The sequence below is a fragment of the Bacillus sp. FSL R5-0593 genome (genome assembly GCF_038603755.1).
GTDB lineage: Bacteria > Bacillota > Bacilli > Bacillales > Bacillaceae > Bacillus > Bacillus velezensis.
In genome coordinates this window covers 2882361-2903355 of sequence record NZ_CP152011.1, presented here as the reverse complement: position 1 = coordinate 2903355, position 20995 = coordinate 2882361, and the positions used below count along the sequence as shown (strand labels likewise).

General features: G+C 47.7%; 18 protein-coding genes and 1 other annotated feature. Of the genes, 16 read left to right on the top strand and 2 right to left on the bottom strand.

Going from position 1 to position 20995, the window contains the following annotated elements; all coding sequences use genetic code 11:
- The first annotated feature begins 22 nt into the window (after nt 1-22).
- Together lon and yihA are read left to right on the top strand one after the other, a co-directional pair.
- Nucleotides 23-2347 (top strand): endopeptidase La, encoded by a 2325-nt coding sequence (gene lon / locus NYE36_RS14340; protein ID WP_064115682.1) that lies wholly within the window; start codon nt 23-25, stop codon nt 2345-2347.
- Nucleotides 2344-2931 carry a ribosome biogenesis GTP-binding protein YihA/YsxC gene (gene yihA / locus NYE36_RS14335; RefSeq protein WP_007612895.1) on the top strand — a complete coding sequence of 196 codons (588 nt, stop codon included), beginning with the start codon at nt 2344-2346 and terminating at the stop codon, nt 2929-2931. The genes lon and yihA overlap by 4 nt, the downstream gene beginning before the upstream one ends.
- 32 nt (nt 2932-2963) lie before the next feature.
- On the opposite strand, the gene NYE36_RS14330 is transcribed toward yihA, so the two are convergent.
- Nucleotides 2964-3455, bottom strand: coding sequence for a hypothetical protein (locus NYE36_RS14330; RefSeq protein ID WP_015240316.1), 492 nt, complete (start codon nt 3453-3455; stop codon nt 2964-2966).
- 194 nt (nt 3456-3649) lie between these two features.
- Here NYE36_RS14330 and hemA point away from each other — a divergent pair, with 194 nt between their 5' ends.
- From hemA to ysxE, 8 genes are all read left to right on the top strand, one after another.
- Nucleotides 3650-5017, top strand: a complete 1368-nt coding sequence (gene hemA / locus NYE36_RS14325) for a glutamyl-tRNA reductase (protein ID WP_003152628.1) — start codon at nt 3650-3652, stop codon at nt 5015-5017.
- A 7-nt stretch (nt 5018-5024) separates the two neighbouring features.
- Complete coding sequence (locus NYE36_RS14320; RefSeq protein WP_007408154.1) at nt 5025-5855, top strand: cytochrome c biogenesis protein; 831 nt, start codon at nt 5025-5027, stop codon at nt 5853-5855.
- Between the two features lie 34 nt (nt 5856-5889).
- Nucleotides 5890-6831: a hydroxymethylbilane synthase gene (gene hemC / locus NYE36_RS14315; protein WP_007408155.1), complete on the top strand. Its 942-nt coding sequence runs from the start codon at nt 5890-5892 to the stop codon at nt 6829-6831.
- Nucleotides 6821-7600, top strand: coding sequence for a uroporphyrinogen-III synthase (locus tag NYE36_RS14310; protein WP_020956156.1), 780 nt, complete (start codon nt 6821-6823; stop codon nt 7598-7600). The genes hemC and NYE36_RS14310 overlap by 11 nt, the downstream gene beginning before the upstream one ends.
- A gap of 5 nt (nt 7601-7605) precedes the next feature.
- Entirely contained in the window at nt 7606-8580 is a 975-nt protein-coding gene (gene hemB, locus NYE36_RS14305; protein WP_095352892.1) for a porphobilinogen synthase, read from the top strand.
- Between the two features lie 28 nt (nt 8581-8608).
- Nucleotides 8609-9898, top strand: a complete 1290-nt coding sequence (gene hemL, locus NYE36_RS14300; protein ID WP_021494394.1) for a glutamate-1-semialdehyde 2,1-aminomutase — start codon at nt 8609-8611, stop codon at nt 9896-9898.
- Nucleotides 9899-10030: 132 nt separating this feature from the next.
- Entirely contained in the window at nt 10031-11791 is a 1761-nt protein-coding gene (locus NYE36_RS14295) for a LysM peptidoglycan-binding domain-containing protein (RefSeq protein ID WP_064115683.1), read from the top strand.
- A gap of 33 nt (nt 11792-11824) precedes the next feature.
- Entirely contained in the window at nt 11825-12847 is a 1023-nt protein-coding gene (ysxE, locus tag NYE36_RS14290; RefSeq protein WP_039255075.1) for a spore coat protein YsxE, read from the top strand.
- A gap of 14 nt (nt 12848-12861) precedes the next feature.
- On the opposite strand, the gene NYE36_RS14285 is transcribed toward ysxE, so the two are convergent.
- Nucleotides 12862-13053, bottom strand: coding sequence for a hypothetical protein (locus NYE36_RS14285; protein ID WP_003152639.1), 192 nt, complete (start codon nt 13051-13053; stop codon nt 12862-12864).
- 172 nt (nt 13054-13225) lie between these two features.
- Nucleotides 13226-13447, top strand: a binding site (T-box leader).
- Between the two features lie 58 nt (nt 13448-13505).
- Here NYE36_RS14285 and NYE36_RS14280 point away from each other — a divergent pair.
- The 6 genes from NYE36_RS14280 to radC all read left to right on the top strand — a co-directional run bounded on the left by NYE36_RS14280 (nt 13506) and on the right by radC (nt 20956).
- A complete protein-coding gene (locus tag NYE36_RS14280) occupies nt 13506-16148 on the top strand; it encodes a valine--tRNA ligase (protein WP_265451134.1) in 2643 nt (880 codons plus the stop codon).
- A gap of 58 nt (nt 16149-16206) precedes the next feature.
- Nucleotides 16207-17499 carry a folylpolyglutamate synthase/dihydrofolate synthase family protein gene (locus tag NYE36_RS14275; RefSeq protein WP_265451135.1) on the top strand — a complete coding sequence of 431 codons (1293 nt, stop codon included), beginning with the start codon at nt 16207-16209 and terminating at the stop codon, nt 17497-17499.
- 139 nt (nt 17500-17638) lie between these two features.
- Nucleotides 17639-18391 (top strand): A24 family peptidase, encoded by a 753-nt coding sequence (locus tag NYE36_RS14270; RefSeq protein ID WP_012118107.1) that lies wholly within the window; start codon nt 17639-17641, stop codon nt 18389-18391.
- Nucleotides 18392-18517: 126 nt separating this feature from the next.
- Nucleotides 18518-19519, top strand: a complete 1002-nt coding sequence (locus NYE36_RS14265) for an SPOR domain-containing protein (RefSeq protein WP_039254352.1) — start codon at nt 18518-18520, stop codon at nt 19517-19519.
- A 140-nt stretch (nt 19520-19659) separates the two neighbouring features.
- Nucleotides 19660-20229: a Maf family protein gene (locus tag NYE36_RS14260; protein WP_012118105.1), complete on the top strand. Its 570-nt coding sequence runs from the start codon at nt 19660-19662 to the stop codon at nt 20227-20229.
- 31 nt (nt 20230-20260) lie between these two features.
- The gene (gene radC / locus NYE36_RS14255) at nt 20261-20956 is read left to right on the top strand and encodes a DNA repair protein RadC (protein ID WP_007408165.1); all 696 of its coding nucleotides are present in this window, start codon (nt 20261-20263) and stop codon (nt 20954-20956) included.
- Nucleotides 20957-20995: the final 39 nt, after the last annotated feature.

Here is a 20995-nt window from a genome sequence, read left to right as displayed (position 1 = left end):
AAGTCACGGAGGTGTCAGTCACATGGCAGAAGATACAAAACGCAGCATCCCGCTCCTCCCTTTAAGAGGCTTATTGGTATACCCGACAATGGTTTTACATTTAGATGTAGGCCGTGACAAGTCGGTTCAGGCTCTTGAACAGGCAATGATGCATGATCATATGATTTTTTTAGCCACTCAGCAGGATATTTCGATAGACGAACCGGGTGAAGAGGATATTTTCGCCGTCGGCACTTATACAAAAATTAAACAGATGCTGAAGCTGCCCAACGGTACGATCAGAGTGCTTGTAGAAGGAATTCAGCGGGCGCAGATCCTTGAATACACCGAGCTCGAAGATTATACTTCGGTCGATATACAGCTGATGCATGAGGATGATTCAAAAGATGTGGAAGACGAAGCGCTTATGCGGACGCTGCTGGACCATTTTGACCAGTACATAAAAATTTCTAAAAAAATCTCCGCAGAAACGTATGCGGCTGTGACTGATATTGAAGAGCCCGGCAGAATGGCGGATATCGTCGCTTCTCATCTCCCGCTGAAATTAAAGGACAAGCAGGACATTTTAGAAACGGCGGATATTAAAGAACGTCTGAATAAGGTCATCCGTTCCATTCATAATGAAAAAGAAGTGCTGGAGATTGAGAAAAAAATCGGTCAGCGCGTCAAACGTTCGATGGAACGCACTCAAAAGGAATACTACTTGCGTGAACAGATGAAAGCCATTCAGAAGGAGCTTGGCGACAAAGAAGGAAAAACCGGCGAAGTTCAGTCGCTCACGGAAAAGATAGAAGAAGCAGGCATGCCTGAGCGTGTCAAAGAAACGGCGCTTAAGGAATTAAACCGTTACGAAAAAGTACCGTCAAGCTCAGCGGAAAGCTCTGTTATCCGCAACTATATCGACTGGCTCATCGCCCTTCCGTGGTCGGATGAAACAGAAGATAAACTTGATATTAAAAAAGCCGGGGAAATCTTAGATAAAGAGCACCACGGCTTAGAGAAAGTGAAAGAGCGGATTTTGGAGTATTTGGCCGTGAAACAGCTGACGAAAACGCTGAAAGGGCCGATTCTTTGTCTGGCCGGACCTCCGGGAGTCGGTAAAACATCTCTTGCAAAATCAATCAGTACGAGCATGGGGCGCCGTTTTGTGAGAATTTCACTGGGCGGAGTGCGCGATGAGTCTGAAATCCGCGGGCACCGGCGTACATACGTCGGAGCGATGCCGGGCCGTATTATACAGGGGATGAAAAAAGCCGGCAAACAAAATCCGGTTTTTCTCCTGGATGAGATCGACAAAATGTCGTCTGATTTCAGAGGCGATCCGTCTTCGGCGATGCTTGAGGTGCTGGATCCGGAACAAAACAGCACATTCAGCGACCACTATATTGAAGAGACGTTCGATTTATCGAAAGTGCTGTTTATCGCGACTGCGAATAACCTTGCTTCCATCCCGGGCCCTCTCAGAGACAGAATGGAGATTATCAGCCTGTCAGGCTACACTGAAAACGAAAAGCTGGAGATCGTGAAGGACCACCTGCTTCCGAAACAAATCAAAGAGCACGGGCTCACAAAGAGCAACCTGCAGATTCGGGACCAGGCGATTACGGACATCATCCGCTACTACACGAGGGAAGCCGGCGTGAGAACGCTTGAACGCCAGATTGCCGCCATTTGCCGAAAGGCTGCAAAAGCCATTGTGTCTGAGGAGAGAAAACGCATTACCGTTACAGAGAAAAATCTGGCCGACTATCTCGGAAAACGGATATTCAGATACGGACAGGCGGAAACCGAAGATCAAATCGGGGTTGTCACGGGGCTTGCGTATACGACGGTCGGCGGAGATACGCTGTCAATCGAAGTGTCATTGTCACCGGGAAAAGGAAAGCTGATTCTGACCGGGAAGCTTGGAGATGTCATGCGGGAATCAGCGCAGGCCGCTTTCAGTTATGTCCGCTCGAAAGCGGAACAGTTCGGAATCGATCCGAAATTCCATGAGAAGTATGACATTCATATCCATGTCCCTGAAGGAGCGGTGCCGAAAGACGGCCCTTCTGCCGGAATTACGATGGCCACGGCGCTCGTTTCAGCATTAACGGACCGTGCGGTAAAACGCGAAGTCGGTATGACGGGAGAAATCACGCTGCGGGGCCGCGTGCTTCCGATCGGCGGACTGAAAGAAAAGGCGCTCGGCGCGCACAGAGCGGGCCTGACCACTATTATTGCGCCTAAAGATAACGAAAAAGATATAGAGGATATTCCAGAAAGCGTCAGAGAAGGACTGAAGTTTATATTCGTTTCTCACCTGGATGACGTTTTGGAACATGCCTTAGTAGGAGAGAAGAAATGAAAGTCACAAAGTCAGAAATCGTGATCAGCGCGGTCAAACCCGAACAGTACCCTAATGGGGGGCTTCCGGAAATCGCGCTGGCGGGAAGATCAAATGTAGGAAAGTCATCTTTTATCAATTCATTAATCAATCGGAAAAACTTGGCCAGAACGTCATCAAAACCGGGGAAAACACAGACCCTAAACTTTTACATCATCAATGATGAATTGCATTTTGTCGATGTTCCCGGGTACGGATTTGCGAAAGTTTCCAAAAGCGAGCGGGAAGCATGGGGGAGAATGATTGAAACCTATATGACGACCCGCGAAGAGCTGAAAGCCTGCGTGCAGATTGTCGACCTCAGGCACGCGCCGTCTGCTGAAGACGTGAACATGTATGAATTCCTGAAGTATTACGGCATTCCCGTCATCGTTATCGCGACAAAAGCGGATAAGATTCCAAAAGGAAAATGGGACAAGCACTTAAAGGTTGTCAAACAGACGCTTGATATGGATCCTGAAGATGAGCTGATTTTATTTTCCTCTGAAACGAAAAAAGGCAAAGATGAAGCATGGGGAGCCATTAAAAAAATGATCAGCCGGTAATGAAAAACCCAAAACGCAGTGCGTTTTGGGTTTTATCGTATAGTTTTGTTCCGCTTGATAAACAATAATAAAAGGCTGATTCCGATGAAAACATACGGCCAGTATGTTTTGAAGTGTTCCGTCGGAATATGGACGGACTCCAGCCACGCCGTAATTTGTTTAAAGAAGTATAAAAAGAGGGAAAAACCAATCATGGCAACCGCTTCGTATACATATTCTTTTCTGGCTGCCGCAAATAAGGAGAATCCGAAGACGAAGAGAATCATTTCAAAATCTCCCGGCCACCATGAGAGCTCAGGTTTGGCGAAAAAGTGTAAACCTATGCCGAAAAGAAGCATGCCGATCAGGACGTGAGGCCCGGCCGCTTCCTTTTTGCCCTGATACAAGAGCACGGCACCCAAAAGCATAAGGAGCACCGGCCATTCCCCCTGATTCGCAAACAGGTGAACCTGTCCGCTCTGAAGCCATGCGAATAATGAAGCGGCAAGCAGAAGTCCCGGTAATAAAATTGATGTTTTTTTCATCCTGTCACCTACCCGCAGTAAAGGATTTTTAGTATGATGATTACAGTGGAAACGAGCTTTTTATACTATAGCATAACATTTTTGAAATCTGTTCACATTTTCCCGAAGAAACTATGTTATAATTATTATAAATAATAAATTCTATGTTAGAATGATTATAAATAAATTGCGATGTACGGGGGTGCATGAAAGCGATGCATATTCTTGTTGTGGGAGTAGATTATAAATCCGCCCCTATTGAAATACGCGAAAAAATAAGTTTTCAGCCGGATGAGCTTGCGGAAGCGATGCTTCGTTTAAAAGAAGAAAAAAGCGTTCTTGAAAACATTATCGTGTCAACCTGCAACCGCACCGAAATATATGCGGTGGTCGACCAGCTTCATACCGGCCGTTATTATATAAAAACATTTTTATCCGAATGGTTCTCGCTGCCGAAAGAAGAGCTGTCTCCGTTTCTGAAATTTTATGAGAGCGACGCGGCGATCGAGCATTTATTCCGTGTGGCGTGCGGCTTGGATTCCATGGTCATCGGAGAAACGCAAATACTCGGCCAGGTCCGCTCAAGCTTTAAAACGGCGCAAGCAGAAAAGACGATCGGCACCATTTTCAATGAGCTGTTTAAACAGGCGGTGACCGTCGGCAAACGCACGCATGCCGAAACCGATATCGGCGCCAATGCCGTTTCCGTCAGTTACGCCGCCGTTGAACTCGCGAAAAAAATCTTCGGCTCATTGTCAAATAAGCACATTTTGATTCTCGGTGCGGGAAAAATGGGCGAGCTCGCCGCAGAAAACCTGCACGGTCAGGGCATCGGCAAAGTAACGGTCATCAACAGAACGTTTTTGAAGGCAAAAGCGCTTGCTGACCGTTTCTCAGGAGAAGCGCGCAGCTTAAACCAGCTTGAACATGCACTTGCTGAAGCTGATATTTTAATCAGTTCGACAGGCGCAAGTGATTTCGTCGTGTCTAAAGAAATGATGGAGAGAGCGGGCAGACAGCGGAAAGGCCGTCCGTTATTTATGGTGGATATCGCTGTGCCGAGAGATCTCGATCCGGCGCTGAACGATCTTGAAGGTGTTTTTCTGTACGATATTGATGACCTTGAAGGAATCGTTGAAGCCAACTTACAAGAACGCCGTGAAACCGCTGAAAAAGTCGAGCTGTTTATTGAAGCGGCAATTGTTGAGTTTAAGCAGTGGCTTAATACGCTCGGCGTCGTGCCGGTCATTTCGGCGCTGCGTGAAAAGGCGCTGTCCATCCAGTCCGATACGATGCAGAGCATTGAGCGCAAGCTGCCTCATCTGACGGTAAGAGAGAAAAAACTTCTCAGCAAACATACGAAAAGCATCATTAACCAAATGCTGCGCGACCCGATTCTGAAAGCGAAAGAGCTTGCGGCTGAAGCGGATTCAGATGAAAAGCTGAAGCTGTTTATGCAGATTTTCGATATTGAGGAAGAGGCCGGCCGCCAGCTGGACAAAAGCCTGGATAACCGCCAGACGGTTCATTCGTTTCAAAAGGCAGAAGCAAAAACGGGCTTACGTCCGCTTGTAAGTGAGTGAGGGCTGTATGATTGATACAGCAATGGCAAGACTTAATGAAGCGACAATTGTTATTTATGCAGTAAGCGTCCTTTTTTACTTTATAGATTTTCTTCAACACAACCGGAAGGCTGGGAAAATGGCCTTCTGGTTGCTTTCTATTGTCTGGACTCTGCAAACCGTCTATCTTTCTTATTTTATGTGGCAGACGGGCAGATTTCCGGTCTTGAATATTACGGAGGCCCTTTACTTTTATGCGTGGGTGCTTGTCACGCTCTCACTTGTGGTCACGCAGATTCTGCGCGTTGATTTTATCGTGTTTTTCACGAATGTCATCGGTTTCTCGATGATTGCGATCCATACGTTTTCACCGACGGATCAGCATTCGGCCGCTTTTTCCGGCCAGCTGGTCTCAGAGCTTTTGGTCATTCATATTACAATGGCGATTCTGTCTTACGGCGCTTTTTCCCTTTCTTTTGTCTTTTCGCTTCTTTATCAGTTTCAATATTCTTTATTAAAGAAGAAAAAGTGGGGAAAATGGCTGTTGAGAATTGAAGATTTGTCAAAACTTGATTATATGGCTTACGTTTTAAATGTCATCGGGGTTCCGATGCTGCTGTTGAGCCTGATATTAGGCGTGATCTGGGCGTATGTGTCGCTGGAAACGCTGTACTGGTTTGATTCAAAAGTGCTCGGTTCGTTTATTGTGCTGCTTTTATACAGCTACTATTTATATATCAGAATGATTAAGGAACTGCAGGGAAAAGTGGCGGCGTTATGGAATTCAGCATGTTTTCTCGTGCTGATGATTAATTACTTTTTGCTCGGAAGCCTGTCGCAATTCCATTGGTTCAGTTAACGCACGCGCCCAAACAGATTCGGGAGGAAAGAAAATGAGAACGATTAAGGTAGGTTCCAGACGGAGCAAACTGGCTATGACCCAGACAAAATGGGTGATTAACAAACTGAAGGAATTGAACCCTTCCTATAACTTTGAAATCCGGGAGATTGTCACAAAAGGCGACCGCATCCTCGATGTTACACTGTCAAAAGTGGGCGGCAAAGGTTTGTTTGTCAAAGAGATTGAACAGGCGCTGCTGCATCAGGAGATTGATATGGCGGTTCACAGCATGAAAGACATGCCCGCCGTTTTGCCTGAGGGTCTTGTCATAGGATGCATACCGAAACGTGAGGATCCGCGTGATGCGCTGATTTCAAAGGGGCATCAAAAGCTGGACGACATAAAAGAAGGAGGCATCATCGGCACCAGCAGTTTAAGAAGAAGCGCCCAGATTCTTGCTGAACGCCCAGATCTTACAATTAAGTGGATCAGAGGCAATATTGATACGAGACTTCAAAAGCTTGAAACGGAAGATTACGATGCTATTATTTTAGCGGCTGCGGGACTTTCGAGAATGGGCTGGAAAGATGATGTCGTATCTGAATTTCTCGAACCGGACCGCTGTCTGCCTGCGGTCGGCCAAGGCGCTCTTGCCATTGAATGCAGAGAGTCGGATGAGGAGCTTTTGAAGCTGTTTGCGCAATTTACCGATGAGTATACGCAGCGCACGGTGGCAGCCGAACGGGCTTTCTTACACGCGATGGAAGGCGGCTGCCAAGTGCCGATAGCCGGGTATGCGTCCGTCAATGACCGGGATGAGGTTGAATTGGTCGGTCTTGTCGCGTCTCCGGACGGAAAGACGATTTATAAAGAAACAGCGGCGGGACATGATCCGGAAGAAATCGGGAAACGCTGTGCGGCGATGATGTCTGAAAAAGGAGCCAAAGCACTAATCGACAGCGTGAAACAGGAGCTCGATCAGGATGGCAAATGACCTTCCTCTACAAGGAAAGACCGTGCTTGTCACCCGGAACAAAAGACAGGCCGCTCCGTTCCGAAAAAAAGTGGAGGCGCTCGGCGGAACGGCTGTTTCCGCTTCGCTGATCGCTTTTCAGGAAGCGCTCCCGGATGAATGTGCGGACAGTCTGCGGGAAGACCTTTCTGAGCCGGGATGGCTTGTGTTTACAAGCGTAAACGGTGTCCGGTTCTTTTTTTCCTATCTTGATCGTCACGGTCTTGCGCTTTCGGGACGGAAAAAAATCGCAGCCGTCGGTGAAAAGACTGCGCGCGCCCTGAAAGAGCGGGGAGCCCGGACGGATGCGATGCCTGACGAGTATGTGGCGGAATGTCTGGCTGATACTTTAAAACGGCACGCATCAGCTGCCGAACCCATTTCAGTGATAAAGGGCAATTTATCACGCGATGTCATAAAAGCGGAGCTTGAGCCGCTTGGCTATCAAATAAGGGAATGGGTGTTATACAATACCATTCAGGATGAAAAAGGCATGGACGAGCTGAGACGGGCTGCATCCCGCTCTCATTTTGATTTTATTACGTTTACCAGCTCATCGGCGGTCCATACGTTTATGCACGCGGTCGGAGACGGAGAAAAAGCGTGGGAAAACAGCGGTGCGAGCTATATCAGCATCGGCCCTTTGACAGAGAAAGCGCTCTTGGAATACGGGATCTCATCCCATGTGCCTGACACTTATACGATTGAAGGCATGCTGGACGTCATGTGCAGTATGTCGGGAAAGGATTGATAATGATGAATCAAACATTTAACAGACACCGCCGTTTGCGCGCGAACGCTGCGATGAGAGATTTAGTAAAAGAAACACGTCTTCACCCCTCAGATTTTATTTACCCGTTATTTGTCGTTGAAGGGCTCGAAGGAAAAAAAGAAGTTCCTTCCATGCCGGGGGTTTATCATGTATCACTCGATTTGTTAAAGGATGAAATGGCTGAGCTGATATCGCTCGGCATTAAGTCGGTCATCGTTTTCGGCGTGCCGGAAGAAAAAGACGCCTGCGGAACCCAGGCTTTTCACGATCACGGCATTGTGCAGAAAGGGATTGCTGAAATTAAAAAGCATTATCCTGAAATGATCGTCATCGCTGATACGTGTCTCTGTGAATACACGGATCACGGCCATTGCGGCGTCGTAAAAGACGGAGAAATCTTAAATGACGAGTCGCTTGAGCTGCTGGCGCAGACAGCCGTCAGCCAGGCCAAAGCCGGCGCTGACATCATCGCTCCTTCAAATATGATGGACGGTTTTGTCACAGTGATCAGGGAAGCGCTCGACAAAGAAGGATTCACGAATATTCCGATCATGTCTTATGCCGTGAAATATTCAAGTGAATTTTACGGTCCGTTCCGCGACGCAGCTGACAGCACGCCGCAGTTCGGAGACCGAAAAACATATCAGATGGATCCGGCCAACCGCTTGGAAGCGCTCCGTGAGGCTGAATCAGACGCGGCAGAAGGCGCTGACTTTTTAATCGTCAAACCGTCTATGTCATACTTAGATATTATGCGTGATGTGAAAAACCGCCATCACCTGCCGCTGGTCGCATATAATGTGAGCGGGGAGTATTCCATGGTGAAAGCGGCAGCCCAAAACGGCTGGATTAAAGAAAAAGAAATGGTGCTGGAAATTTTAACGAGCATGAAACGTGCAGGAGCCGATCTGATTATGACGTATCATGCAAAAGACGCAGCAAGATGGCTTGCTGAGTAACGATTTCATTTGACGGGAGCTGAGGCAGATGAGAAGCTATGAAAAATCAAAAGCCGCTTTTAAAGAAGCGCAGAAACTGATGCCGGGCGGAGTGAACAGCCCGGTGCGCGCGTTTAAATCAGTCGATATGGACCCGATCTTTATGCAGCGCGGAAAAGGATCGAAAATATTTGATATTGACGGCAATGAATATATCGACTACGTCCTGAGCTGGGGGCCGCTCATTTTGGGTCACACGAACGACCGGGTCGTTGAAAGCCTGAAAAAAGTAGCCGAGAACGGGACAAGTTTCGGAGCATCTACTGAGGTGGAAAACGAACTGGCCAAATTGGTCATTGACCGTGTGCCGTCTGTTGAAATCGTGCGGATGGTCAGCTCCGGCACAGAGGCGACAATGAGCGCCCTGCGTCTGGCAAGAGGATATACCGGCCGCAACAAAATTTTGAAATTCGAAGGCTGTTACCACGGCCATGGTGATTCACTGCTGATCAAAGCGGGATCCGGAGTGGCGACACTCGGCCTTCCGGACAGCCCGGGCGTGCCGGAAGGAATAGCAATGAATACGATTACCGTTCCATACAACGACTTGGAAAGCGTTGCACTCGCATTCCGGGAGTACGGTGAAGATATTGCCGGGGTCATTGTTGAACCGGTAGCAGGCAATATGGGCGTTGTTCCGCCGCAGGAAGGCTTTTTACAAGGACTTCGCGACATGACGGAACAGTATGGCGCGCTGCTCATTTTTGATGAGGTCATGACCGGTTTTCGCGTGGATTATAACTGTGCGCAAGGGTATTTCGGCGTGACGCCTGACTTAACGTGTCTCGGCAAAGTCATAGGCGGCGGTCTTCCTGTCGGTGCGTATGGCGGAAAAGCTGACATTATGGAACGAATCGCGCCGAGCGGTCCGATCTATCAGGCTGGAACATTGTCAGGAAATCCGCTTGCCATGACAGCGGGACTTGAGACGTTACAGCAGCTCACACCTGAATCTTACCAAGAATTTGTGAAAAAAGGCGATATGCTTGAAGAAGGCATTTCAAAAGCAGCTGCAGCACATGGCATTCCGCACACGTTTAACCGGGCGGGTTCAATGATCGGCTTCTTTTTCACCAATGAGCCTGTCATTAACTATGAAGCAGCCAAATCTTCTGATTTAAAGCTGTTCGCCAAGTATTATAAAGGGATGGCCGACGCAGGCGTATTTCTGCCGCCGTCTCAATTTGAAGGATTGTTTCTCTCCACTGCGCATACAATGGAGGATATTGAAAAAACCATTCAAGCCGCTGAGAAAGTGTTCCAGGCGATCAGCCGCTGATACCGAAAAGCCGATGCAAGCAAGACTTGTATCGGCTTTTTTCAATGCCTCCATTATCATATTTTTCCGGATTGCGGCATACACCTTTAGTGACATCTAATTGTATGGATTAGATGAAAGGAGGATATGAACTTGCCGCATAATCACCGATTGCAATTTTCTGTTGAAGAATCAATCTGTTTCCAAAAAGGACAGGAAGTTTCTGAATTACTTTCGATTTCATTAGACCCTGACATCAGGGTGCAGGAAGTAAATGATTATGTCTCAATTAAAGGATCATTAGAACTTACTGGCGAGTACAACATAGATCACAGCAGTCATTTTGAAGAGCTTGATAGGGAGCTGAGGCATGTAGAGGAAGTGAGGGCGAGGGAGGATGGCACGGCCGAGCTCATTCATTGTTTCCCGGTGGACATTACGATTCCGAAAAATAAAGTGAGCCACCTCAATGATGTTTTCGTATTTATCGATGCCTTTGATTATCAGCTGACGGATTCAAGGATCTTAACCATTCAGGCTGATTTGGCAATTGAAGGGCTGCTTGAGGAATCCGAGCCAAAAGAGCCGGAGATCCCTTTGTACGTGGCACCTGAATTTGCCAGAGAAGAAATGATCAATCTTGCCGGACATCATTCGGAGGACGAAAACGAACCAGAATTAATGATACGCCATGAGCCTGAAATACCTTTGAGTGTATCAAAAGAAGCAGCACAAGAAACCGAGAAGAACGAGGAAGAAACCCCGCCTTTACTCAGGCAGGAGGAAGAAGAGCAGGGAGCTGCCCCGATTCTGAGAGAGCAGGAAGAAGAAGAGCAGGAAGCAGCCCCGATTCTGAGGGAGCGGGAAGAAGAAGAGCAGGAAGCAGCCCCGATTCTGAGAGAGCAGGAAGAAGAAGAGCAGGAAGCAGCCCCGATTCTGAGAGAGCAGGAAGAAGAAGAGCAGGAAGCAGCCCCGATTTTGAGGGAGCGGGAAGAAGAAGAGCAGGAGACCGCCCCGCTTCTGAGGGAGCGGGAAGAAGAAGAGCAGGAGACCGCCCCGGTTCTGAGGGAGCAGGAAGAGGTGCCGAAACCTGTTTCCTTTACTGAGCCTCCTCCTCCCGTTTCCTTCCAACACGAAGAAAAGCCGGAAGAAGCTGAGGAGCCTGCAATCATGTCGGCTGTGAGGAATGAACCTGTATTTGAGGATGATTCAGCAGAAGTGCAGGAAGAGCCAAAAGATGATAACGAGCCGGTTTTCCCTGCGTTCACTCTGACTCCGCATGCAGAAAAGCCAAAAATTGCGGAACAGCCCTTCCTTCAAAAAGAAGAGCAGCCAGAGGCCGAGCCGCTTCTCCGTCAGAGTGATCATGAGACGGCAGAAGATGAAGATGAGCCTGCGGTTTTTCAAGAAGAGCAGGCGCCCGTTTATCGCGAGTTCGTTCCGGAACGGCAGGAAGAGGAGTTTTACAGTGCTCCTAAGCTGCTTGAAGAAGAGGATCATGATGAAGAAGGGTTTGAAATTGAGGTAAGGAAGATGGCGCCGCCGGAGGAGGAAACCGGGAAGCCTCTCGATTTGTCTTTTCAGTTTTCCAAACTGCCGCCTGAGGAGCCGGCGCAAGCTGAACCGCCTGAGCCGCTTAAGTCTGAAAGAAAGAATGAAGAAGCGGCACCGGGAACCGAGCAGAAGGAAAATGACAACTCTCATTACTTGACAAAATTATTTACAAGGGAAGAAGAAAAGTTTTCAAGAATGAAAATTTGTATCGTACAGCAGCAAGATACTATCGACCGGGTGTGTGAACGATATGACATAACATCCCAGCAGCTCATCAGAACGAATGCTTTATCGTTTGATGACGAGCTTGAAGAAGGTCAGCTTCTGTATATACCTGAATATAATAACAGCCATGCGTAAGCACAAAGAGGCCGTAAAAATGTGGTGAATGGAATGGAAGCAGTCCAATCAGTGCTTCAGGAATACGGGCTGGCGGCTGAGTATATTGAGCCTGTCAGCCCGCATGTTTGGAAGGTCTACTCAAACTACGGCATTTTTGCTTTGAAACAGCTCAAGCCGGCCCGCAGCAGTGAATTTACGGATCTTATGATTGAGATTGAGGAGAAAGGCTACAGATCATTTGTGCCGATCTGCCGCACGTATGCCGGCGATTTTTTTGCGGGAACACAGACGGAGAATTCTTATTATTTAATGCCTTGGCTTCAGTACGATCAGGAAGAGGAACGGGACCAAAAACATGTTTACCTTTTTAAAGAGGTCGCGAAGCTCCACTCCGCGACTGTGCGGGACATCCAAATCCGGACTGAAGATATCAGCGGCTTTTATGAAGCAACGAAAAGAGATTGGGAAAATGATAAGCTTGTCTATGAACAATTCGCCGACCGGGCGGAAAAAGAGTGGTATCTTTCACCTTTTGAACTGCAGGCTGTTACGTATCTTACAGAAACGGTTTCTGCCGTCAATTTTGCTCTGGAACGTCTGGAAGAATGGTTTGACGCAGCAAAGGATCATGACAAGACGAGAGCGGTGATCAACCACGGCAGCTTATCGAGCCGCCACTTTCTGTATAATGATGCGGGATCGGGCTTTTTCACGAATTTCGAGAAAGCTGCGCTGGGCCCTCCGCAAAACGACCTGCTCGGCTTTTACTCCAGAATGTTCAGAAGCTATCCGAAAGCATGCCCGGAGTGTCTGGACTGGTTTTATACGTATCACAAATCATTCCCGCTCCGTGAAGCGGAAATCAGCCTGTTTCTCAGCTATATGGCTTATCCGTCCGCCATGTACAAAGTGCTGAAACGGTATCAGACCGGCCAAAGGGGCTCTGAAAAAGAAGAGTGCACGCAATTATTAAGAGCGTTTTGGCAGATGAAAAATGTTGAGCCTTTTCTCATGAAGGTTCATCAGATTGAGCGGGAGAAAAAAATAAAAGCGGAAAACGAGTCCTCTTCATAACGGGACTCGTTTTTTTATATCCATTCCAAATGCAGGGCGCACGCTAAAAACAGCAGGATGGCAAGCAGCAGGACATCAAAAGTCGTCGGAAAGAAAATCGTCCTGATCCCCTGAAAGATCGTAATTGGGATAATGACTTGCACGGATACAAGGCGGACCTGTCTGGCCCACTGGGGGAGCGAATAAGAATTGAATTTTTTTCTCACGGGCAATTCCTCCTCACATTCGCCTTTCTATGTATCGTATGTAAGGGAAAGGGCGGGGTGCATGCCCATTTATGTATGACGGCAGCGGTTTTTGGAAAAGATGATTGACGAATCAAAAACACTTTTACTATAATAAAGAACATAATAAATAAGATCATGAGCTGATATAAATACACCTGCTTTGAACGGGAAGAGTACAAGAAAGACGCATGAAGAGAGAGAAGCTACTGTGCTGAAAGGCTTCTTATGCTGTCTCATTGGAAGGTCGCCCGGGAGCATAATTTCTTGAACATACAGTAGAGAAATTCGGGCCGCACCCGTTATCCGTTTAAGTGCATGAACAAATCTGTTCATGAAAAAAGGTGGTACCGCGAAAGAGCTTTTCGTCCTTTATCAGGATGAAGGCTCTTTTTTAGTTGCTCAGCCATTTCTAAACATGCTGGAGGGTTATCATGGATACAAACGAACAAACAATGCCGACAAAATATGATCCGTCTGCGATTGAAAAAGGCCGCTATGATTTTTGGCTGAAAGGAAAATATTTTGAAGCGGGCGGCGATCAAACGAAACAGCCATATTCTGTCGTCATTCCGCCGCCGAACGTGACGGGCAGGCTGCACCTCGGACATGCGTGGGATACGACGCTGCAAGATATCGTTACGCGTATGAAACGCATGCAGGGCTATGACGTGCTCTGGCTTCCGGGCATGGATCACGCCGGCATCGCCACTCAGGCAAAAGTCGAAGCGAAACTCCGCGAACAGGGCACAAGCCGTTATGATCTCGGCCGTGAAAAGTTTTTAGAAGAAACGTGGAAGTGGAAGGAAGAGTATGCTGATTTCATCCGCAGCCAATGGGCCAAGATGGGACTCGGACTCGATTATTCGCGCGAACGTTTCACTCTTGATGAAGGGCTGAACAAAGCAGTGCGGGAAGTATTCGTCAAGCTGTACAAAAAAGGCTTGATTTACAGAGGCGAATATATCATCAACTGGGACCCTGCCACAAAAACGGCTTTATCCGATATTGAAGTAATTTACAAAGACGTACAGGGCGCGTTTTATCATTTGCGCTATCCGTTAGCAGACGGTTCAGGCTCAATTGAAATCGCGACCACCCGTCCGGAAACGATGCTTGGCGACACGGCTGTCGCGGTTCATCCTGAAGATGAGCGCTACAAGCACTTAATCGGCAAAACGGTGATTCTGCCGATTACAAACCGCGAAATTCCGATCGTCGGCGATGATTATGTTGATATGGAATTCGGATCAGGCGCCGTTAAAATCACGCCTGCCCATGACCCGAATGATTTTGAACTCGGAAACCGCCACAATTTAGAGCGGATTCTCGTCATGAATGAAGACGGAACAATGAATGAAAAAGCGCTGCAATATAACGGCATGGACCGGTTTGAATGCCGCAAAAAACTCGTCAATGATCTTCAGGAATCCGGTGTTCTCTTTAAAATCGAAGACCATATGCATTCTGTCGGACATAGTGAGAGAAGCGGCGCCGTTGTTGAGCCGTACCTGTCCACACAATGGTTTGTCAAAATGCAGCCGCTGGCCGATGCTGCGGTTGACCTTCAGTCAAAAGAAGAGAAAGTTCACTTCGTTCCTGACCGGTTCGAGAAAACGTACCTGCACTGGATGGAAAATATCCGTGATTGGTGTATTTCCCGTCAGTTGTGGTGGGGCCATCGCATCCCGGCTTGGTATCATAAAGAAACAAAAGAAGTGTACGTCGGCCTTGAGGCGCCTAAGGACAGTGAAAATTGGGAACAGGATTCAGACGTGCTTGATACATGGTTCAGCTCCGCGCTTTGGCCGTTTTCTACAATGGGCTGGCCTGATGAAAACGCTGAAGACTTTAAGCGGTATTACTCAACCGATGTTCTCGTAACGGGATATGACATCATTTTCTTCTGGGTATCCCGGATGATTTTCCAAGGTCTTGAGTTTACCGGCGAGCGTCCGTTCAAAGACGTGCTGATTCACGGCTTAATCCGTGACGAGCAGGGCAGAAAAATGAGTAAATCCCTTGGGAACGGCGTGGACCCGATGGATGTCATCGACAAGTACGGAGCGGATTCCCTGCGCTATTTCCTGGCAACCGGAAGTTCACCGGGACAGGATCTCCGTTTCAGCTATGAAAAAGTGGAATCCACATGGAATTTCGCAAATAAAATTTGGAACGCCTCCCGTTTTGCATTAATGAACATGGACGGCATGACGTATGACGAGCTTGATCTGTCCGGTGAAAAATCAGTTGCTGATAAGTGGATCCTCACAAGACTGAATGAAACGATAGAAGACGTAACCCAGCTTGCGGATCGTTATGAATTCGGTGAAGTCGGACGCCACCTGTACAACTTTATCTGGGACGATGTGTGCGACTGGTATATCGAAATGGCAAAGCTTCCGCTGTACGGGGAAGATGAAGCGGCGAAGAAAACAACCCGTTCTGTTCTGGCATATGTGCTTGACCAGACGATGCGTCTTCTTCACCCGTTTATGCCATTCTTAACGGAAGAAATCTGGCAGCATCTTCCTCATGAAGGCGAGTCAATCACGATCAGCTCTTGGCCGGTTCCGGTGCCGGAGCATACGGATAAAGAGGCAGCGGCGAATATGAAACTGCTCGTTGAATTAATCCGTTCTGTCCGCAATATCCGGAGCGAAGTCAACACGCCGATGAGCAAGCAGGTTGAGCTTTATATTAAAACAGCTACCGAAGACATTGCCGGCCGCCTTGACAAGAACCGTTCTTACGTTGAACGCTTTACGAATCCGAGCACGCTGAAAATCGGGACGGATATCACTGCGGCAGACAAAGCGATGACAGCGGTCGTCACCGGAGCGGAAGTCATTCTGCCGCTTGAAGGGCTGATTAACATTGATGAGGAGATCGCCCGTCTGCAAAAAGAATTCGACAAGCTGACAAAAGAAGTCGAACGCGTTCAGAAAAAACTCGGCAACGAAGGATTCATTAAAAAAGCTCCTGAGCATGTCATTGAAGAAGAACGCGGAAAAGAGAAAGACTACACGGCAAAACGCGAAGCTGTCCGGCAGCGGATTGCAGAGCTGAAAGGCTGATAAAACAGCGGGGCGGTTTCCTAAGAAACCGCCTTGTCGTATAAAAGAGGGGATTTCATTGTTTAATACGTACAAAGAAGCGATCAGCTGGATTCATGGCAGACTCAAGTTCGGCGTTAAGCCGGGCCTTCTCCGTATGGAAAAGCTGATGGAAAAACTGGAACACCCGGAAAAGAACATTCGCGCCATTCATGTGGCGGGCACAAACGGCAAAGGATCAACCGTCGCTTTTATCCGTTCCGTGCTTCAAGAAGCCGGTTATAAAGTCGGCACGTTCACATCGCCTTACATCATTACGTTTAATGAGCGTATCAGCGTCAACGGCACGCCGATTTCTGATGAGGAATGGAGAACGCTCGTTAATGACATAAAACCGATAGTCGATGAGCTTGATAAGACCGATGCCGGAACGGTGACAGAATTTGAAATCATTACAGCGTGTGCATTTTTATATTTTGCGAAGCGGGCTGATATCGATTTTGTCATTTTTGAAGCGGGGCTCGGCGGCACATTTGATTCAACCAATATTGTGAATCCGCTCCTGTCGGTCATTACAAGTATCGGACATGACCATATGGCGATTTTAGGAAATACCATCGAGGAGATCGCCGGGCAGAAAGCCGGTATCATTAAAAATTCCATTCCGGTTATTACGGGCGTCAATCAGCCGGAAGCACTCGGCGTCATTGAAGCGGAAGCCGAAAAAAAGCAGGCTCCGTATCAGTCACTATATAAAACGTGCAGACTGTTTAATGAAGCGGCGCTTCCGTCCGGTGAAAGCTTTTCGCTGGAAACGGAAACGAAATGCTATGAAAACATCCAAACGTCGCTGATCGGCATTCACCAAAGGCAGAATGCGGCATTGGCGATATTGGCCGCTGAATGGGTGAATCGTCTGGGAGCCGCAGCCATTTCTGAAGAAGCGATGCGAAACGGCCTGAAAAAAGCATCGTGGCCGGGCCGGTTTGAACGTCTTCAAAGCCGCCCTTTAGTGTTTGCGGACGGTGCGCATAACGAAGAGGGCGTTGAAACGCTGATAGAAACGATCCGGCAGCGCTTTGCCGGTAAAAACGTCCATGTCGTATTCAGCGCATTAAAAGACAAACCGTATCAGGAAATGATTAAAAAGCTTGAAACCGAAGCGGATTCCATTCACTTTGTATCATTTGACTTTCCGCGTGCTTCAAGCGCCGAAGCCCTTTATAACGCAAGCAGTCTAGCGGATAAGAGCTTCGATGAGAACCCGGACAGTGTGAAAGAATGGATAGAACAAAAAGACGGGGCGGATGATGTCATCATCATTACCGGCTCCTTATATTTTATTTCAGAAATGAGAAAGCGGCTTATCTGACAGCCCCTCGGATGCCCGGCAGACCATTTTACGGTTTTGCCGGGTGTTTTTATGCTGAAAATATATTTTCAGCCATTTCAGTCATGGTGTTTTTCTTTGCTATAATCTGAGCCAGATTGATAGTAAAGGTGTGGTCTGAGTGCTTTTGATTCTGTTTTTTCTCGGCTTGATTTTCGGTTCTTTTTTTTATACAGCAGCGTGCCGTATCCCGCTGCGAATCTCGGTTATTTCGCCGCGTTCAGCCTGTTCGTTTTGCCGCTTGCCGCTCTCCTGGGGGGAGCTTGTGCCCGTCGTTTCCTATATTCTGCAAAGAGGCAGATGCAGAAACTGCCGTGCGAAGCTGTCGGTTATGTATCCGGCGGCGGAATGCTGGACGGCGTGTTTATTCACGGCTGCAGGCATTCATTTCGGTTTCTCAAAAGAACTGTTAGTCGCGCTGTTATTTCTGTCTCTGCTCATGATTGTTACTATGACGGATCTGCAATATATGCTGATTCCTGACAAGGTTCTGCTGTTTTTTCTTCCGCTTTTCATCGCTGGCCGTATGTTTTCTCCGCTGGATTCATGGTATGCAGGGTTTGCCGGAGCCGTTTGCGGATTTTTTCTGCTTGTTTTTATCATGTTTGTCAGTAAAGGAGGCATCGGCGCAGGTGATGTGAAACTGTTTGGGGTGATCGGCCTGACGCTCGGCGTGAAGCTCGTGCTCATTGCATTCTTTCTTTCCGTTATGATCGGAGCCGTATACGGTATGTGCGCCGCAGCCCGGGGCAGGCTTGGTAAAAAGCAGCCATTTCCGTTTGCGCCGGCCATCTCAGCCGGGAGCGCTTTGAGTTATTTATACGGTGAAGAGCTGTTTTCGTTTTACATCAAGCTCGCTTCAGGCGGGGCTTGAAAAATTTGGCGAACGTTTTTTGGACAAGACGACAAAAGTCTTGTTCTTTTTTTTTTCGCCTATGCTAAAGTGTGAACCATGATCAGTTCAAGGTACGGCCAAGACGAATGCAAGGGGGAAGAGACGTTGAAAAAAAGGAAGAGCAAAAAGCACAGCAACGCAAAAAACAATGCCCTTAAAGTAACCATTAACGGACAAGAAGAAACGATGTATGGACAAGAAGATGTGAAAGAAGGCGGGGAGAAAACCGTCACATTTTCAAATTGGGAAGAAACAAAAAAGGCGGAGCAGGAGACCGCCGCATCCCATGAAGATCCGAAAGAAGAAGATTTCAATTGGGATCATGAGAAGAATTCTGAGGTATTTGAAGATGACCCGAAAGTCGTTCCGCCATACCAGAAGAAAAAAAACGGCCCTCATTTTCCGAAAAAAAAGCAGCCGTCTTCTCCAGTTAAAAAAGCGGTCACGACAATTGCCGTTGCGGCTGTTTTAGGCACCGGGCTCGGCCTTGTCGCCTTAAATATGTCGGGAAGTAAAGAAGCCTCCGCTCCGGCATCAGCTGACAAAGGTTCACAAGGGCAGACGGCGAAAGCGGGAGATGTTTCTAAAGACAAATCTGAAACAGCCGGCACAGGAGATGCGGAATCTTCAGAGGGAAACTATAAAACATATGCGGTGCAGGCCGGAAAATTTTCATCAGAAAAAGGAGCGCAAACGCTTGTTGACCAGCTGACTGAAAAAGGATACTCGGCCGTCTCTCTGGCAAAAGAAGACGGATACACATACGTGATCGCCGGGCTTGCAGCGGAAAAAAGCTTATCACAGCAATTGGGTCAGACACTGATAGACCATGATTTTGAGGCTTGGGGCGGAAAAGAGCTCAGCTTTGCGGTCGATTCAGGACTGGAAGACTCTTTTAAACAGGCATCTGAGCTCTCCGCCAAAGCGATTACCGGCAAAGATCTTTCAAAAACAGAAGTGGCTGAAGCGGCAAAAGCGGCAGACGGTGCAGACGCCGCTGACAAAAAGCAGAAAGAGGCCGTCCTTCAAGCGCTGAAAGAACTGGAAACGCCGGGTTCGGAATCCGGCTGGAAAGCCCAAAAAGAGCTTTTAAGTGTTGTAAAATAGTATCTCATTTCCCGTCATCCGGCGGGATTTTTTATTTTGTCATCAAAAAGTTATTTTTCTGAAATTGTGGTTGCCCGTTTGATTTGGTAGGATAGACAAGTATCTTTTTTTCTTAAGCAAACCCTGAAAGGATGACAATCATGACAAAACGCTTAATACTCGCATCACAATCTCCGCGAAGAAAAGAACTCCTTAATCTTCTTCAGATTCCTTACAGCATTATTGCAAGCCGCACAGAAGAAAAATTAAATCGAAACCTTTCGCCGGAAGAAAACGTCCAATGTTTGGCCGAGCAAAAAGCCGGTGCTGTATTGGCCGAAAATCCCGATGCAGTCGTTATCGGGGCTGACACGATGGTGTGCATAGACGGCGAGTGCCTCGGCAAACCGCATGACAGAGAAGAAGCGGCACACATGCTGCGGAGGCTTTCCGGCCGAAGCCATCAAGTCATTACGGCGGTCAGCATTCAGACGCATGACCGGAAAGAAACGTTCTGTGACACGACGGAAGTGACGTTTTGGCCGCTCAGTGAAGACGACATACAGCTCTACATTGAAACAAAAGAACCGATGGATAAAGCAGGTGCATACGGCATCCAAGGAAAAGGCGCGCTTTTAGTGAAAAAAATAGACGGTGATTTTTATTCTGTCGTCGGGCTTCCTGTCGCTAAAACAATGAGAGCCTTGAAAGAATTTAATATAAAAGCTTGATGTTCAAACCGGGAAGGGGAACAAGGAGGGGTTGATCATCCGTGATCTGCCGTTAAAATTAAGAGATTTCCCCGAAAAAGAAAAACCGAGAGAGCGGCTTCTGCACTTCGGAGCCGAACATCTCTCTAACAATGAATTGCTCGCCATCCTGCTGCGGACGGGAACGAAACATGAGTCCGTCATGAACCTCGCTCACCGGCTGCTGCGGACGTTTGACGGGCTGCGACTGTTAAAAGGCGCCTCTGCCCAGGAGCTTTCCAGCATTCCGGGAATCGGCACGGTGAAAGCCGTTCAGATTCTTGCCGCAATTGAGCTGGGGAGCCGCATTCATAAGACATCCGCCGGGGAGCATTGCGTCATCCGCTCTCCGGAAGACGGGGCGAAGTATGTGATGGAGGATATGCGCTTTTTATCCCAGGAGCATTTTGTCTGTTTATATTTAAATACCAAAAATCAAGTCATTCATAAACGCACCGTTTTTATCGGAAGTCTGAATTCATCTATTGTCCACCCGCGGGAGGTGTTTAAAGAAGCTTTCAAACGATCCGCCGCGTCCTTCATTTGCGTTCACAATCATCCTTCAGGAGATCCTACACCGAGCAGGGAAGATATAGAGGTAACCAGGCGGCTTTTTGAGTGCGGAAATTTAATCGGCATCGAGCTGCTGGATCATTTGGTCATTGGTGACAAAAAATTTGTGAGTTTAAAGGAAAAAGGATATTTGTAACACTTTTTTTTTCGTTGATTTAAGATATAATAGATTTTA